Source organism: Glaciimonas sp. PCH181 (genome assembly GCF_003056055.1).
Taxonomy (GTDB): domain Bacteria; phylum Pseudomonadota; class Gammaproteobacteria; order Burkholderiales; family Burkholderiaceae_D; genus Glaciimonas.
On sequence record NZ_PYFP01000001.1, the window covers coordinates 2,523,845 to 2,540,147 of the forward strand.

General features: G+C 52.4%; 14 protein-coding genes and 3 pseudogenes. 3 read left to right on the forward strand and 14 right to left on the reverse strand.

The window, feature by feature from the left end:
• Positions 1-8: 8 nt before the first annotated feature.
• The 4 genes from C7W93_RS11520 to C7W93_RS11535 form a co-directional block, all read right to left on the reverse strand.
• Positions 9-1,004 carry an aromatic/alkene monooxygenase hydroxylase subunit beta gene (locus C7W93_RS11520; RefSeq protein ID WP_108440128.1) on the reverse strand — a complete coding sequence of 332 codons (996 nt, stop codon included), beginning with the start codon at positions 1,002-1,004 and terminating at the stop codon, positions 9-11.
• A 69-nt stretch (positions 1,005-1,073) separates the two neighbouring features.
• Positions 1,074-1,370, reverse strand: a complete 297-nt coding sequence (locus tag C7W93_RS11525; RefSeq protein ID WP_108440129.1) for a phenol hydroxylase subunit — start codon at positions 1,368-1,370, stop codon at positions 1,074-1,076.
• Complete coding sequence (locus C7W93_RS11530; protein WP_201747200.1) at positions 1,363-1,746, reverse strand: 2Fe-2S iron-sulfur cluster-binding protein; 384 nt, start codon at positions 1,744-1,746, stop codon at positions 1,363-1,365. Before C7W93_RS11530 ends, C7W93_RS11525 begins: the two co-directional genes overlap by 8 nt.
• A 568-nt stretch (positions 1,747-2,314) precedes the next feature.
• Positions 2,315-3,997: a sigma-54-dependent Fis family transcriptional regulator gene (locus C7W93_RS11535; protein WP_108440130.1), complete on the reverse strand. Its 1,683-nt coding sequence runs from the start codon at positions 3,995-3,997 to the stop codon at positions 2,315-2,317.
• 383 nt (positions 3,998-4,380) lie between these two features.
• Here C7W93_RS11535 and C7W93_RS11540 point away from each other — a divergent pair, with 383 nt between their 5' ends.
• Positions 4,381-5,286: a LysR substrate-binding domain-containing protein gene (locus C7W93_RS11540; protein WP_108440131.1), complete on the forward strand. Its 906-nt coding sequence runs from the start codon at positions 4,381-4,383 to the stop codon at positions 5,284-5,286.
• A gap of 223 nt (positions 5,287-5,509) precedes the next feature.
• Here the strand turns inward: C7W93_RS11540 and C7W93_RS11545 are convergent.
• Positions 5,510-6,950: pseudogene (locus C7W93_RS11545) on the reverse strand (IS3 family transposase).
• A 74-nt stretch (positions 6,951-7,024) separates the two neighbouring features.
• On the opposite strand from C7W93_RS11545, the pseudogene C7W93_RS11550 reads away from it, so the two are divergent.
• Positions 7,025-7,783 (forward strand): annotated as a pseudogene (locus tag C7W93_RS11550) (transposase DNA-binding-containing protein); the annotation flags it as partial.
• Positions 7,784-8,029: 246 nt separating this feature from the next.
• On the opposite strand, the gene C7W93_RS11555 reads toward C7W93_RS11550, so the two are convergent.
• The 3 genes and pseudogenes from C7W93_RS11555 to C7W93_RS25065 all read right to left on the reverse strand — a co-directional run.
• Positions 8,030-8,845 (reverse strand): HupE/UreJ family protein, encoded by an 816-nt coding sequence (locus C7W93_RS11555; protein WP_108440133.1) that lies wholly within the window; start codon positions 8,843-8,845, stop codon positions 8,030-8,032.
• A 166-nt stretch (positions 8,846-9,011) separates the two neighbouring features.
• Entirely contained in the window at positions 9,012-9,245 is a 234-nt protein-coding gene (locus C7W93_RS11560; protein ID WP_108440134.1) for a hypothetical protein, read from the reverse strand.
• A 134-nt stretch (positions 9,246-9,379) separates the two neighbouring features.
• A pseudogene (locus C7W93_RS25065) lies at positions 9,380-9,547 on the reverse strand (IS1595 family transposase); the annotation flags it as partial.
• Positions 9,548-9,619: 72 nt separating this feature from the next.
• Here C7W93_RS25065 and C7W93_RS11565 point away from each other — a divergent pair.
• Positions 9,620-10,312 (forward strand): IS6 family transposase, encoded by a 693-nt coding sequence (locus tag C7W93_RS11565; RefSeq protein WP_108440135.1) that lies wholly within the window; start codon positions 9,620-9,622, stop codon positions 10,310-10,312.
• Between the two features lie 114 nt (positions 10,313-10,426).
• On the opposite strand, the gene C7W93_RS11570 is transcribed toward C7W93_RS11565, so the two are convergent.
• From C7W93_RS11570 to C7W93_RS11595, 6 genes are read right to left on the reverse strand one after another with little or no spacing between them, the layout of a single operon-like run.
• The gene (locus C7W93_RS11570; RefSeq protein WP_225869813.1) at positions 10,427-11,449 is read right to left on the reverse strand and encodes an SIS domain-containing protein; all 1,023 of its coding nucleotides are present in this window, start codon (positions 11,447-11,449) and stop codon (positions 10,427-10,429) included.
• Positions 11,430-12,542, reverse strand: a complete 1,113-nt coding sequence (gene nagA / locus C7W93_RS11575) for an N-acetylglucosamine-6-phosphate deacetylase (protein WP_108440137.1) — start codon at positions 12,540-12,542, stop codon at positions 11,430-11,432. The genes C7W93_RS11570 and nagA overlap by 20 nt, the downstream gene beginning before the upstream one ends.
• A gap of 36 nt (positions 12,543-12,578) precedes the next feature.
• Positions 12,579-13,481, reverse strand: a complete 903-nt coding sequence (locus C7W93_RS11580; RefSeq protein ID WP_161539920.1) for an ROK family protein — start codon at positions 13,479-13,481, stop codon at positions 12,579-12,581.
• A 5-nt stretch (positions 13,482-13,486) separates the two neighbouring features.
• Positions 13,487-14,227, reverse strand: coding sequence for an N-acetylmannosamine-6-phosphate 2-epimerase (locus tag C7W93_RS11585; RefSeq protein WP_370446423.1), 741 nt, complete (start codon positions 14,225-14,227; stop codon positions 13,487-13,489).
• On the reverse strand, positions 14,227-15,267 hold the full coding sequence (locus C7W93_RS11590; protein ID WP_108440139.1) for an ABC transporter ATP-binding protein: 1,041 nt from the start codon (positions 15,265-15,267) through the stop codon (positions 14,227-14,229). The genes C7W93_RS11585 and C7W93_RS11590 overlap by 1 nt, the downstream gene beginning before the upstream one ends.
• Positions 15,264-16,247, reverse strand: a complete 984-nt coding sequence (locus tag C7W93_RS11595; protein ID WP_108440629.1) for an ABC transporter ATP-binding protein — start codon at positions 16,245-16,247, stop codon at positions 15,264-15,266. Before C7W93_RS11595 ends, C7W93_RS11590 begins: the two co-directional genes overlap by 4 nt.
• Positions 16,248-16,303: the final 56 nt, after the last annotated feature.

Sequence of the window (16,303 nt, forward strand, 5' to 3'; positions counted from 1 at the left end):
TTGGTTCCTTAAATCGACAGACCAAGCCGAATGGCACGGGCATTAAATGCGTCTACGATAATGTTGAGGGTGACATTTGCCTCTGATTTCAACGACATCAATGCAAGCGGAACCAAGGCTTCAACTGCCCGCTCGCGCCAATACACGACCCACGCAGAGAGGAGCGCCTTGTTTTCTGCTGATTCTGCGGCAGCGGTTTTAATACAGGCATCAACCCATTTGCTGGTTTCTATATGCCAATCGGTCATAAACGACGTCAGCATGGCAATCGGAGCACCACCACCAGCGGTAATTTTTTTGTCGATAACCTTTTGATAAACCAGTGGATACAATAATCCGTCGAGGACGAAATTTTGCGCAACGAACAATTCAAACCAATCTTTTTTCACTAGTAAATTTTCAGTGTATCTACGCAGTCCTTGCCAATTGGCATTCAGCATCCAGGCCTGTTTCGCAACATCAAGCGCATCCGCATCCGCTATTAGCAGACCGATCCGGGTCAAATATTGTGCGATGCCAAGTTGGTCCATCGCATGAAAAGTACAGGGTTGGGTGATTGCGGTGCCGTACCCATAGGCACAAATATAGGTGTTGTTGAGATTCCCTCCCCAAGCGAGATGGCGCAGTGGTAACAGCAAATCGAGCGCAAGTTGCCGCGTATCGTCACTGAGCAAATCGGTCAGATCACGCGATTCAACAAAATGAAAACTGGCATCGACGGCTTCATGCTGGCGCGCGCGGGCCATCGTGTAAGTCGCATAGTAAAACTGGCGCGGGTCTTTTAGCGCATACCAATCCTTCATGACAATCTGGGTACGACGGACGTCGTAAAGGGCGTAATCGGGATCCCACGTCGGCCGGTAATGAAAGTTATCTGTCGGCTGCAGGTCGTATGTACCTTCCTGATAGCGGGTTGCTGGCTTGTCAGCGCCGAAGCGTTTAGCGATATGATCGAAAGTCTGCCTTTGCGGCGTAATACTGACGGTGCGTAAATCGATATTCATTCGTTCTCCTTTTTTATCGCGGCATGTAGTGGTGCTGTTAGCAGGGCTATGGCGCGCCTATGTGCGTTGCTATTTTGTTGATTGTTCAGATTTAAATCGTTCAGTGGTGGCATTGCTTAAACGCCACGCCCAATCTTGCTCTCCCGGCGCGACCAGCTCATCACCCAGCAGCAATGTCACCTTGTTGTCTGTACAAAATGCTTCGAAAGCCCATCGTTCCAGGATCAATTCGGCAAACAGTTCCGGTTCCCCTACTGCGAAGTCAAACTCCACGAATTGCTTGCCACGGAACCCGCAAACGCGCACATATTTACGAGAGGTATCGAATTGGAGCGCACTGACGCTCTTTTTTTGCGTATTAGTCATGAATTTTTCCCGTATCGATCGGTTGCGGTGACAGCAAATGCTGGACAGGCGGCACCACCACGCGTCCCAGACGACCGATGGCGTAGACCTTCAGGTCGCTAAGTGGATAGACGCTACATGCGAGCAGACGCTGCGCTCGCTCATCCTCCTCGCTAACCTGACTGCGACTCATTCGCTTGGTGGCAACCTCACCTGAAATGATTTCAATTCGGCACACCCCACAACCGCCTCCACGACAGCCGACTGGAATACCTTTTTTGCCGGTACGTATGAGCGCCGCCAGCAGGGTCTCGCTCGCTTTACACGTGACGTATTCGCCACTGTTTACTAACAAGACTTCAAACTGACGCGGAGCCTCCGCTGACATTGCATTCATGGTCTATTGCACGCATTTGCGAAAAAATGGGGCATATCGTCTCCTGATTTTTATCTTTAGCGCTCAAATAACATGCGGCGCATCTTTGAATGTTATCTACGCTTAGCAACAACTGTACCAATCTATAACTCATTGATTTATAGCGATTTATAAAATATTCAATGGATGGCGCAATCAATGACGTGACGCTTTCGTCAATTAAACAGAGACTGCGTTACTAAACCGTAGAGCGTAGGATGGACAGGTAAACGCTGCAAAGAACGCAGCTCTCTTTGAATAAATAAATGACGTAAATCAATTGATGGGGAAGGTTGAGCGACGGAAGGTGAACGACAGATGGTGGAAGGTAACGTGGTTGATTGGAAAGGAGAGTACGGAAGGAGACTACGGGGGAAATACAAAGATGACGCGACGGACACCATGCAAATGGAGTGTGTCTATGCTTCCGAATAAAGGAAGATGCGTACTGTACGAAAAATTTTACGCGTAAGAGTATGGTTAGTTTACAGACCGGTCTTCTGCTGGTTGCTAGAATTTGTGCGGCCTGCATTTATCAGGATTGGTCAGCCTAGTCAGGCCAAGAGAGCGCGTTGGTTTCCGAGCGCTTGGATAATCTGTACGAGAGTTGGCGCCGGGTGATGCCGAGCATACGTGCAGCGTGAGTAAGATTGCCACCGGATTTTCCTACCGCAAATTTAAGTAGCCGGTCTTCATGCGTATTGAGATTAAAACCTTCGCTAAGCAGTTCCTCATAACCGATTCCATAACTTCCGTCGTCCGCCTCATGTAAGTGGCCGTCACCGGCAATTTCCTCTCCTTTTCGCAGTGGCTCTTCAATATTAGCGAACAAATGATCGATCTCGATATACCCACCGGCCGTGACAAGAAGTACGCCCCGCTCAATGACATTTTCGAGTTCCCGAATATTGCCCGGCCATGGATATTTAGACAGCATGAGCAGTGCACGGTCCGTTACGCCTCTTACTTTTTTGTGGTAACGCAAACTATGTTTTTCAATCAACGAATCAATCAATAGCGGTAGATCCGCGCGCCGCTCTCGCAGCGGTGGAATTAATACCGGATACGTAGCAAGCCGGTAATAGAGATCCGGGCGAAAACGCCCATCTGCAATTGCCTGTTGCAAATTGACATTAGTTGCCGCAACAAGCCGGACATCCACTTTACATACCTGATTGTCGCCTAATCGCTCCACCTCTCCGGTTTGCAATACGCGCAGAAGCTTTACTTGAGCCGCTTGACTCATCTCCCCGATTTCGTCAAGGAATAGGGTTCCCCCGTGCGCGCGTTCAAAGCGGCCGGGCCGTGATTGATCGGCGCCGGTGTACGCACCTTTGGTCACACCAAACAATTCGGACTCGATCAGGTCGTGGGGAATAGCGGCGCAGTTAATGGCCACGAACGGCTTGTCGGCACGTGGTCCATTGTCGTGCAGCCAACGCGCGAAACGCTCTTTTCCAACCCCGGTTTCGCCGAGTAATAATACGCTGATAGCGCTTGGGCAAGCTTTATTGAGAAGATCAAAAGCCTGTCGAAATCCTGCCGATACGCCGATCAAACTACCGGGAGTGCGCTCGTTCGATAAGCTGGCCCGCAACTGCGCGACTTCCTCCTGTAACTCCATCAACTCCCTGACAATATTGTCTGGGTGAAAGTAACGTAAGTAATCAGGGTCGTTCCAATCTTCGGCCAACTTACCCACAATACGGCAATTAGCTGCGCCACACGCTTTACATTCCGTTTCACGGAACACAACAAACCGGTTCATAAAGGCGGTTGCATAACCAGAGGCATAGCCTATCTGACTCCAGCACGCGTGGTCCTTGCCGATACCGAACAACTGACTCTGCGATTCAGCTTCCCAGGAATACTCCCATAAGAATTCCCCATAAAAAGTTCCTCGCGCAAGACTGATTTCGGAATTGACCAATTTGGCTTTTACCATACCCTCGAGCATGTGCATTTCAGCACCAACCAAAAAAATATCTTCCAGCGAATTGTTGCCAACGATTTTTTTGACGAGCTCGGCGTCTTTTTTGCCAGACTCAAATCCCATACGTACCAAAAGCCCGCGTGCTCGTTCAACCCCCAACGAATCGAACAACTCCTTTCGTAGTGCACCGAACGCTTTGGTATGAAGCAGCAACATTCGGCCCTCATCAAGCCAAATTTCTCCATTTTCGGGATCAAAGCGTAGCAGCGATCGCAATTTCAATCGCTCGATAAGGTCCATGGTTTTCAATCTATCTCCTTTATTTTTTATAATTTACCCACGGATAGGGCCCCTGATTCGGCGGCATCCTGACGCCAATAGCGACTTCCTTCTTCGCTGGCACATCAATGGTGGCGGAGAAATCAGCGCATGACACGCTAAGGTAATTCCCGAGAGAAACTGTTGTTTCGCGCCCTTACATTTTCCACAAGAGGTGGTAATTGCCTTCAGCAATAATCAAAATAACACCTATAAGTTAACCATTTTTTGTCATCATCACCTTTTTATTGTGCGGTGGTAACATTCAGACGGTACTAATAATAGTTCAAAATAATGCATTATCCTCATAAATTTGCATCACTAATCTGCACAACTAATCTGAGTTACAGGAGTATCAAATAGATATGGAATTTCGCCATCTAAAATATTTTATTGCAGTTGCACAGGAAAAAAATTTTGGGCGGGCGTCAGTTTCACTCAACATTTCACAACCTCCTTTGACCCGTCAAATTCAGCAATTAGAGGATGAAATAGGTGTACAGCTTTTCATTCGAACACCTAAAGGTGTTGAGCTAACACCCGCAGGGGAATTGCTACTTCAGGAAGGCCAGAACATTCTCTCCCTAATAGAGCAAACAACTGAGCGAACACGCCGCGCAGGCCAAGGAAAACTCGGTCGTATAGACATTGGGATCTTCGGCTCGGGTACGCTAGACGTCATTCCAAAACTACTATTACGTTTTCGCAGCACCTACCCCGATGTCAATGTAGTGTTACATACGATGACAAAAAGTGAACAAATTACAGCGATCCGCCAGCGGCGTATCACGGTTGGTTTCAATCGCCTTCTGGAGCCTTATCCAGACCTAGGGACGGAACTTGTGGTGACAGAGGCGATTATAGTTGCGCTGAACGCGCAGCATCCATTGGCAGTAGAAGAAGCCATTCCCTTACAAGCACTCAGAAACGAGCCGATGGTCATGTTTCCAACGGGCACACGCCCCAACTTTATGGACAAAGTTGTAGATCTTTGTAGAGGTGAAGGTTTTCTTCCTGTGGTCTCGCAAGCTGTTGGCGATGCTGTCACTGGCCTCGCCTTAGTCGCAAGTGGTTTTGGGATTTCAATGGTAGCCGAGTCGGCTACCTCACTACAATTGCCCGGCGTTGTCTACCGGCCTTTAAAGAACGCGCCGCATGCCGTCGTCGATTTAAGTTGCGTTTATCGGCAGGATGATCAGTCCCCGATATTAAAATCGTTTCTGGAAGTCGTCAAAATATTTTCTAATGAAAACCGGTCCTCTAAGAATTAACTATTCTTGATCGAATGCTAAGAAAAAGAATATGAATTAAAAAATTAGCTCCGCCCTCTGTGCCCCCTGTGTCACGATAGATGTCGCGTCATTTAATTTTCATTAATTGTATCGGGGGCGGAGCAAAGTCGTGAAGTGAAACGTTATTCAGGAGAACGCAAGGAAGCCATTTTGAGAGGGGTCGGAGCGTGTCAAACTATTTGAGACAGTTTTTGCAAATAGTTTAGTGAGCAATTTTGGCTTGGTCTGTAACTCCTGATGCTTGTTTTGGCATGTTGATTCCAGCCTCCGTGGGTAAGATCGGTGGCTGGGGCTGTCGGTGCTTGAATCGATTAGGATGCTTTGTAAAGGCGTCTTCCAGAACCAATACGCGCTGTTCGTGGATCATGGTTGAAACCCCGGTGTGCATGGCCGCTGGCGTCATGTAGACGATGCCGGAATGGCGATGATCATAGTTATACCAGGCAAAGAACGTTTGGCAGTAGGCGCGTACATCGGCTAACGAATCAAACCGGTGCGGGAAATTGGGGCGATATTTCATCGTCTTGAATTGCGCTTCCGAGTAGGGATTGTCGTCGGAAGTGTAGGGATGACTATGACTTTTGACAACGCCCAAATCGACCAGCAGGTCGGCCACCAGCTTCGAACGCATCGCCGCACCTCAATCGGCATGCAGGGTCAACTGGTCGCGCCCGATGCCTTCGTTGTCGCAGGTATGACCGATGAGTGTCTCCGCCAACGCGTCCGATTCGCAATCGGCAATCATCCAGCCGACGACGTAGCGGCTGAAGATATCCAAAATGACATACAAGTGAAAGTGCGCGGACTTGACCGGCCCCTTGATTTTTGTGATGTCCCACGACCATACTTCGCATGGTTTGGTCGCCAGCAGTTCGGGCCGCGTATAGGCCGGGTGAACTAGTTGATTGCGCCGGGGCCGCGTGCCGCTGGTGGCGCGAAGGATGCGATAGAAGGTCGACACCGATGCCATGTAGATGCCGGTGTCGAGCAGCATTGCGTAGACCGTGTGCGGCGCAACATCGACGTATTCGGGTGAATGCAATACCTTCAGCACCTCGCCGCGTTCGTCCGCGCTCAGTGCCATTGGAGAGCGACGTGGCCTGCGCACCGTATGCTGTTCGGTACGTGCCTGTTGGGCGCGATAGTAGCTGGCGCGCGGTACGCCCATGCCGGTGCACACGGCGCTTGCGCCAAGCTGTGCCACCAAATGCGTGGTGGCATTCATCACGGGACTTCCCCTGCCGTGGGCAAGCCCAGTAATTCGCAAAGTTTTTTTGAACATCGATAATCTGCTCGGCTCGATTAAGCTTCTTGCGTAGTTTTTCGTTCTCCAGTTCCAAATTGGCGATGCGGCGGTCGATCGCCTTCGCTGGATCGGGTTGAGGGCCACGCTGTTTGCTTTGGGGGCCTGCTGCGTCCATGGCCGTGATCTCTACGCGCCACTTGCTCAAATGCGAGCTGTACAGTCCTTCGCGGCGTAGCAGCGCACCAATGGCACCCGTCTGCGTGCACGCGTTCGCCTCCTGGACGATGCGGCGCATGTAGCTCTTTGTAAAAGTGCGCCTGCGAGCCACAGCAACAACTTCGGAATCGAATTCCGGTTGGTGGGCGGGGACATCATCTTGTGGCAGAACTGTTGTCATCGTCGGGTCCATGTATTCAACTTCCTTAATTAGAGTGATGAAGTTGTCTCACAACAGTTTGACACAGGGGCACCATGGAAAAGAATTGGGCTGAGGAAGAGTTGTCGGAAATCAATCTGGGTGATGAGCGCTTGAACAAGCGGTCAAAATCCTTGCTGGCAAGATTGGGCGAGAAGCCCACCGCGAGTATTCCGACTGCTTGTAACGGCTGGGGTGAAACGATGGCAGCCTACCGTTTCTTTGACAATGCCACCATCGATTGCCGCGCGATCATGGCACCGCATTGGCAGTGCACCGAACAGCGCATGACCGCACAGCCGGTAGTGCTGTGCTTGCAGGACACGACCGAACTGGACTTCAACGGCCAAGATACGTTCGGTCTCGGACCATTGAGCTACGAAGCCCAGCGCGGCATGTACCTGCACCCAACCTACGCGGTCACTCCCGGGCGCGAACCGCTAAGCATCATTGACGCATGGATGTGGGCGCGCGAAAAGAAGGACAAATTCGGCATCCGTGGCGGTCCGAAGGAAAGCCTGCGCTGGATTGAAGGGTACGAACGACTCGCCGAGATGGCGGTGACGTTGCCCGGCACGCGACTGGTATATGTCGCCGACCGCGAAGCCGATCTGGTGCCGTTGATGTTGCGCGCGCAAGAATTGGGCACGCCGGACGACTGGCTGGTACGCGCTCAGCACAACCGCTGCCTGCTGGAGGGCGAGAAGCTGTGGCAGCACGCGGGTGCGGGCGAGCCGCTCGGCGAACTTTCCATTCGAGTTCGTCACGGTGTTGCGGGTCGCCGCCGGCGGCCAGCGCTATCTCGATGGAATCGCTGCGCAGCGGTTCGGCATAAAAATGGGCTGCGGCGCCGGCGTCGGCCGCGACGCCTGGCGCCGCAGCTGTGTTGGCCGGTGCCGACAGGCCCAGCAATCCGGTGACTTTGCCGGTACCCAGCGGATCGAGGTGAAATTCGGCCGGCAGAATCACGCCAAGCAGGATCGCGGTGGCGCCCAGCAGGCTGCCAATCACGATCATCATCAGTTGCCGGCGCGACGGCGGCACGGTGATCTGGCCTGGTTTCATGGGACGACACCTCGCTGCAAGCAGAAGCCGGCGAGCTGATAGCCGGTCAACAGGAAACCCGCACCGAGCATCAGCACGTTGGCGGAGATGGCCTGGCGGTCGAAGCGCGCGCTGCGGCGCCACGCGAGCAGCAATGCCATCATCAGCGACAAGGCAAGTAGTTGGCCGAGCTCGATTCCAACGTGGAACGCGAGCAAGTTGGGAATCAGTCCCTGGCCTGAAAGATGCAGTTCTTGCAATTTGGTGGCGCGACCGAAGCCGTGACACAGGCCGAACAAGAGTACTGCCCAGCATCGGTTGGGGGTAACGCCGAACAGCGTGCGGAAGCCGTCGAGGTTGTCGAAGGCCTTGTAGGCGACCGATAGGCCGATGATGGCGTCGACCAGCCAGGTGTTTGCATTGACACTGCCGAGCACGCCGCCGAGCAGCGTCATGCTGTGGCCGAGCGCGAACAGCGTAACGTAGATGGACAGTGGAAATTGCGCGAGCAACCAGTAATGGCCGATCAAGTTGCCGAAAACCCAGCCAGAAGAAACACAACCCTGTGCAAGTTCCGATGTCACCTCGACCAGTGTGGCAATGCCAAGCTCTGCACCTCCGAAGCACTTCGGCGTCAGGATGCCCAGCAAGCCGGAAGCACGCAGCTCCGCTATTGTTTCTTCAGGAATGCGCCTCAGTTCCTCGGTATGCGCTGCACGCTCTCGCAATGTGGGGACGAACTGCTTTGCACAAGCAACGGCTTCAGCACGGCTGGACAAACGGGCGACGTCAGCATCGAAGTTTGAATTCTTTTGTTGGGCGATAATTGACATGGCTTGTTCCTACATAAAGATTTTGGAGTTCGAGCAGTGGACTACTGTCAAGGCTGGTTGGTCATCCGGCCTGCCGTCGGAGCGCGCATTTGGATGACTGGCTGCTTACGTGCAACTGCCATTGCTCATGACGCTGTGCCTATAGATCTTCATAGTTTTTCTCCATTTATATTTTTGTTGCTTGTGCACCGTTGTCGGTCTGCACTTCGATGAAATTATTATCTGCGCTGTTTGGGTAAATGAAAAATGGAAAAAGTGCGGCGATACATTCAATAATTGGAATGTAAGCAGCCCTTTGGACAGCGATGACAGAGGTGCGATCGTCGGTATTTGGGACGATATAGGGATAAAGGGCCAAATTCGCATCAAGGTTCGGCGGAACAACAAGCCCGTCCCACATGTATTTCTGGATTACTTATTGGCTATGTCACCGGGACGTGTGGGCACGCTCCGATGGCAGCGCTAAGCAATTTTTCCGGCGTGGCAATCCGCTGCCCATCTATTCCTCAATTGAAACGCCAGCCCAACTAATTGCTTTTCTAGCTGGCGGGCTCCCTTTTCCGACTCGAGCAAGTACATTTCATCAGCCTCAGCGATAACCCGCAGAAACGACGCACGGTCTGTATTAGACAATGTGAGGAAACGATGGCGCCAATGGAAGCTTGTATTCTTATGAATGCCGGCGCGAACCGCAGCGCGACGGGTTCTGTCGCGTTAAGCAAAGTCATCGAGCCGCTCAGGTAGACTACTGTCTTTGAAAAAAGGGGAACCGACATGCTCAAAACCAAAGGAATGCGATTTCCCATCGACGTGATTCTGGTCTGCATCCGTTGGTACGCAGCCTACCCATTGAGTTACCGTCACCTGGAAGAAATGATGGAAGAACGCGGCGTGGTTGTCGATCACTCATCGATCAATCGCTGGGCGATCCGGTTTCTGCCGTTACTTGAAAAGGCTTTCCGCAAACACAAGCGTCCGGATAGCGGAAGCTGGCGAATGGACGAGACCTATATAAAAGTCAAAGGCACCTGGAAGTATCTCTATCGGGCCGTGGACAAGGAAGGCAACACGGTCGATTTTCTATCGACAGCCAAGCGGGATAAGTGGGCTGTGAAACGTTTTTTCAACAAGGCCATGCAAGCTCATGGCGTTCCTGAAAAAGTCACGATGGATAAAAGCGGCGCCAACAAGGCGGCGATTAATGAGATCAATGCCGGCAAGGACATTCCGATCATGGTTCGTCAGGTGAAATACCTCAACAATGTCGTCGAACAGGACCACCGTGCCATCAAGCGCGTGACCAAGCCGATGCTCAACTTCAAATCATTTCGGTCCGCCAAACACATCTTGGCCGGCATTGAACTCATGCACCTGATCCGTAAAAGCCAGCTCATGATGGAAGGCACCGATGAGATGACTTTTGCGGACCAATTTTATGCATTAGCGGGAAAAATCCGTCCAGTTTGAAGGCCGGTGCACCAGCTAGCTAGAAATCCGACTTGTCCTTGCTAACGCGACAGAACCGGAATTAAACCCTATAAAATATCTTCACTGCGCACAACCGGTTGATTGGACGCTTACTCAGTTTGTTTTAGTCACTTTAGAAAGATGACGCGGCGTATCGGGATCAAAACCCCGCAGCCTCGCCACCGCTTCCACCATGATATAAAAACTTTGAATAGCTAGAATAGGATCTAACGCAGGTACATCTGCCGTGAACAACGTCAAATCACGTTCTGCCACATCGGGCGGGGCCGCCAATATGACACGGGCACCGCGCGCGCGCATTTCCTGGGCTGTCGTAATCAAGCCTTCCTGGGCTGGACCGCGCGTGGCAAATATTAGAATCGGATAACCTTCCTCCACGAGTGCCATCGGGCCATGCTTGACCTCCGCGCTCGAAAACGCTTCCGCCTGAATTGCGCATGTTTCCTTAAATTTTAGTGCCGCCTCCATTGCTATCGAATGACTCCAACCGCGTCCCAAAACCATGATCCGATCAGCATCGCAAAAAATCTTAAATGCTGTACTCCAGTCTTGTACGGATGCGAGCGCGAGTTGCTCAGGTAATTGCTTAAGGGCTGCCAGCATCGGTTCGTCATTGGCCCAATGCGCCACTAATGCAGCACTGGCAGTCAGGCTGGTAATAAAGCTCTTGGTGGCGGCGACACTTTTTTCCGGCCCGGCGACTAGCGGGAGCACCCATTCACTGGCCTCCGCTAACGGGGAGGCAGGATCATTCACCATGGCAACCGTTGTAGCGCCGCCATCACGCAGATAACGCATCGGTCCGATCAAATCAGGACTCTGGCCCGATTGCGAGACAGCGACCGCCAGTACGTCGGCAGCCTCAATAGGCGAGCGATACAGGGTGATCAGGGACATCGGTAATGAGGTCACCAATTTCCCCAACTGGGCCATCACCAGGTAGGCGAAATAGGCCGACGCGTGGTCAGAACTCCCGCGCGCGATCGTGACTACTGAGCGCGGTGGCTGAGCACGTAGTTTCGCTCCAAGCTCAGCGTAGATCGCCGTGTTTTGGGTAAACTGGGCGGCGACCGCATTGGCTGCTGCACGTGCCTCTTTAAGCATGAGTGATGTCAATTAACTCTCCTTCTATATAAACTGATTTAAGATGTAAATCTCGATTGAATACCACCAGATCTGCCCAGCAATTTTGTGCCAGATGCCCCCGGTCTGTAATGCCGAGAAAACGTGCGGGATTGGCTGACAAACGATTCGATGCGTCATGGATCGTCAAGCCGATAGCGACCAGATTACGCAGCGCCTGATCCATCGTCAGCGTGCTACCGGCGAGCGTGCCATCTGCCAGCCTGACGCCGCCCAGACACTTGGTAATAGTCTGGCCGCCTAACAAATAATTGCCGTCGGGCATACCGGCGGCAGCGGTTGAATCGGTCACGCAATACAGGTGAGGAATACAGCGTAAAGCGGTGCGAATTGCGCCGGGGTGTACATGCAACAGATCAGGAATAATCTCTGCAAAATCGGCATGCGCCAGCGCCGCGCCGACCATGCCGGGTTCGCGGTGATGAAGACCGGTCATCGCATTAAACAAATGTGCAAAGCTGCCAGCACCGCGTCTCAATGCCTCCACGCCATCTTCGTAACTGCCCAGTGTGTGTCCAAGCTGGACCCGGATATCGTTTGCTACTAAAGTTTCAATTAATGCAGCGTGACCGCTTACTTCAGGGGCAATCGTTACCAGTTTCACCGGCACGATATCGTTGTAGCGAGACACTTCTTGGGCGACCCCGCAGCGCGCAAAATCCGGTTGTGCGCCGAGTTTACCTGCGTTGATATACGGACCTTCCAGATGAATCCCCAGCATCCGTGCGCCACCTGCGGTGCGTTGTTGACGCATGGGTGCCAGATCGTTTAGCGCACGCTCGATTTCAACACCAGGGGCTGTCATCGTAGTTGCCAGAAACGCCGTCGTTCCATGGCGGGCATGCAAACGCGCTACCTTGGCACCAGCACCATCAGCCTCCATGATATCGACGCCACCGCCACCGTGGACGTGTAAATCTATAAATCCAGGAAGAATGAAATCACCATCGTTGTCAGCAGGATTAACCGGTACACCTTCAATATCGTCGATCCGATCGCCGAAGGTGATCTCACCAACTATCCAACCATCCGGCGTCAGAATGTTGCCGCCAAGTTGTAAGTTCATTTTTTCTCTTAATAAAATAGTTCGGAAATGACGCGTTTAGTCTTGAGACCATTGCATGATTCCAGCCAGACCCGCATCTGCCCCCAGCAGCGCCGCAGTCACCGGTACCTGCGCCAACGAAGGGGCCTGTGCCAGCGCCTGACGTATGCGTTGCAGCATGCCGTCAGCCAGCCCGACGCTGCCACCGATCACGACCTCGTCCACATCCAGCATCATCTGAAAGTTGCTGATTGCCTCCGCCACCGCCATCGCCGCATTGTCAATAATCGCTTCTGCCTCTGGGTTAGTCTGGGCCATCGTAAACAACTCCTTACTGTCGATGCGGCGGCCAAACACCGCGCTTGCTTGTCGCGCAAGCGCAGTACCAGACGCCACTTTTTCAAGGCAATCACACCGACCGCAACCGCACTGCACGTCGCCATCAACAGGTCCACGGGATATCGTTGTATGCCCTACATGGCCGGCAAGACCCTGCCGTCCGATACGCAGTTGCTGATGCAAGACCAGTCCCCCACCAACTCCGGTCGATAAGGTGATAAACAACAGACTCTCGGGAGCAATTGACGATGTGGAAGTCTTACGGATCAGGTACTCCCCCCAAGCCGCTGCCTGCCCATCGTTCATTAGCACTACAGGGCACGCGAAGCGCGTATTCAGATGGCGTCCCAATGGAAAGCCATCCCAAAATTCGATGATGTGCTGATTCACTGAATACACCTTGCCACCATCGATATAGCCTGTCGCCGCTACCGCAACGCGCTCTGGTGCAGGCCAGCCCAATACCAATTGATTGATGGCTTCCAAGAAACCGGCCGGATCGGTCGCCATCGGTTGCTGGCGACGTTCGATAATCTGTCCCTTACTCACCCAGGCAGCGGCAATTTTTGTACCGCCTACATCAATCGCCAAAAGCATATCAATTGGCTTGTTGATTGGCATCCTGATTACCCCTTGCGCACGGTTTGCAGCATCGCCGCAATAAACCATTCTGTAATATGTTCGATACGGGTAATAGCAGAACCGACGGTGACCGAAAAAGCACCGTGACTAAGCGCGTCTGCAGCCTCGGCGGCGGTGCGAATACGGCCCTCTGCCACCACCCGTGCACCGGCATCTGACAAACGCCGTACCAACTCCAAATTTGGCGCATCTGAAGGCTGATCAGCGGTTTCATCGGTATAACCGGAAAGTGTGGTGCCGATCAAATCACAACCTAGCGCCAGCGCCGCCAGGCCATCTGCTTCTGTCGAACAATCCGCCATGGCCAAACGTCCCGCCAAGTGGACGGCCTCCAAGAGGTTTGCGACACTTTCTGGACGGATGCGCTGAGTACCGTCGAAGGCGATGATCGCCGCACCGGCATGAATCAAATCGTCAACGTCTTGCAAATAGGGGGTAATCCGCACCGGGCTATCGGCCAAATCGCGCTTAACAATGCCGATGACCGGCACATTGACGGCAGCCACCACGGCACGCACATTGTCAGCGCCTTCGATGCGCAGACCACCGGCTCCGGCAGCCACCGCCGCGCAGGCCATCGCGACGATGATGTCTTGCCTGTCCATTGGGCTATCTGGTACCGGCTGGCAAGACACGACGAGCTTATTTCTAAGTTGTTCAATATTCATATGGAGATATAAACTTAAGTAATCTGTAAGAACCTGGTGACGATCTGCAACGAACATCAAGAAGTGGAGAGCGCCTCAACGGCAGGTAGTTTTTCATACAGCAAGCAAGCGACGTTGTGCTGTGGGGCTAATTGATACAGATCAGGGATCTTTTCACAACATTTCTGAAACGCTTGCGGACAGCGCGTATGGAACACACAACCGCTGGGCGGATTTAACGGACTGGGGATTTCACCCTGCAATGGCTCATCGTCAGAGAAGACCAGATCCGGATCGGCAATGGGCGAACTTTTCCAAAGCGCCTGGGTATAGGGATGCTTTCCGCCCTGAACAATGACTTCGCGCGGTGCATATTCCATCAAGCGGCCCAGATACAATACCAATACGCGGTTACAAACGGCTTGCACCATCGGTAAATCGTGCGATATAAAAATGATCGCGAGATTAAATTCTTTTTGCAGGTCGAGCAGCAAATTGATAATTTGCGCTTTAACCGAGGCATCCAGCGCTGCAACAGCCTCATCGGCAATGATGACCTTTGGCTTGAGTGCCAATGCGCGAGCGATCACGACGCGTTGCTTTTGGCCACCGGACAACTCATGTGGATAGCGATGCAACACACTGGCTGGCAAACCAACAATATCCAGCAAACGCAAAATTTCCTGACCTTGCTCTTGCTTGCTACCGCGCTTATGCAGGACAAATGGCTCGCGTAAACTCTGCTCTATCGTCAGGCGACTGTTCAGGCTGGCATTTGGGTCCTGAAACACCATCTGCACGTCACCGCATAATTGCTTGAGTTCAGCACCACGATAATCCTGAAGCAATTTTCCCCGATATCTGATCGCCCCTGTGGTCGGCTTCAACAGGCGCATACCTAGCTTTCCCAGCGTTGATTTTCCGCTACCGGACTCGCCGACGATACCCAGAATTTCGCCCGGCTTGAGGGTGAAAGAAACGTCTTGCACAGCGTGTAACGAACGCGTTTTTCCAAACATGCCGGTTTTGATAGAAAACTGGATACCGACATTTTCAAAGGAGAGAATACTGTCGGTGGTTTGCCGATTGTTCGGGTTCAGGCTTACATTTACATTCATGGTTGGTCCCCAAAATGGCAACGGACCAGGTGACCATCTATATCCATTAACGGTGGATTAGTCGTCTGGCAGAGGTCAGTTGCCTGATTACACCGATTCGCAAATCGACAACCAACCGGTTCTCCAAATACAGGTTCTACCTGTCCGGGAATGCCGTACAGACGTCCTTCCACATTGGGATTTGGGATCGATGCGAGCAAGCCTTTGGTATAAGGATGTCGCGGATACTTAAACAAGGTTCTGGTTGTGGTTTGCTCGACCAACTGGCCTGCATACATTACTGCGACACGGTCAGCAATCTGTGCAACGACGCCCATATCATGGGTAATAAAAAGAACACCCATTCCTACTTCGCGCTGCAACTTGCGTATCAAACGTAAAATCTGGGCCTGAATAGTGACATCGAGCGCCGTGGTCGGCTCATCTGCAATCAACACCGCAGGCTTACAAGCAAGCGCAATCGAAATCATCACCCGTTGCCGCATGCCACCAGACATTTGATGCGGATATTGTCTGGCACGTATCTCCGGGTCCGAGATGCCAACCAACGTCAATAGTGCTAACGCATGTTCATACGCTTCTTCTTTGGAGCACCGCCCGTGCGTCATCATGACTTCGGCTATCTGATCCCCGATCCGATGTAAAGGGTTCAGCGAGGTCATCGGTTCCTGAAAAATCATTGCTAATCGATTACCGCGAACCCGTTGCATGTCACTAGTGGGAAGACACAATAGATCGACCGGTTGATCCTGCTGATCTTTCAGCCATACCTCGCCAGCAATCCTGACCTGCCCACTCAATAAACGCATGAGCGAAAATGACGTCACCGATTTACCGCAACCGGATTCGCCGACAATCGCCAGCGTTTCCCCGCGCCGCAGTTGAAAGTCCAGATCATTGACAGCATTCACTAAGCCAGCGGGCGTCCGGAAGGTCGTCGTTAGCCCTTTTACATCCAGGATTACATCAGAACCAAGCATATTCATCACCTATTCTTATGCTATTCATCGTGCCGTTCAGTTAGCACCATATCGCC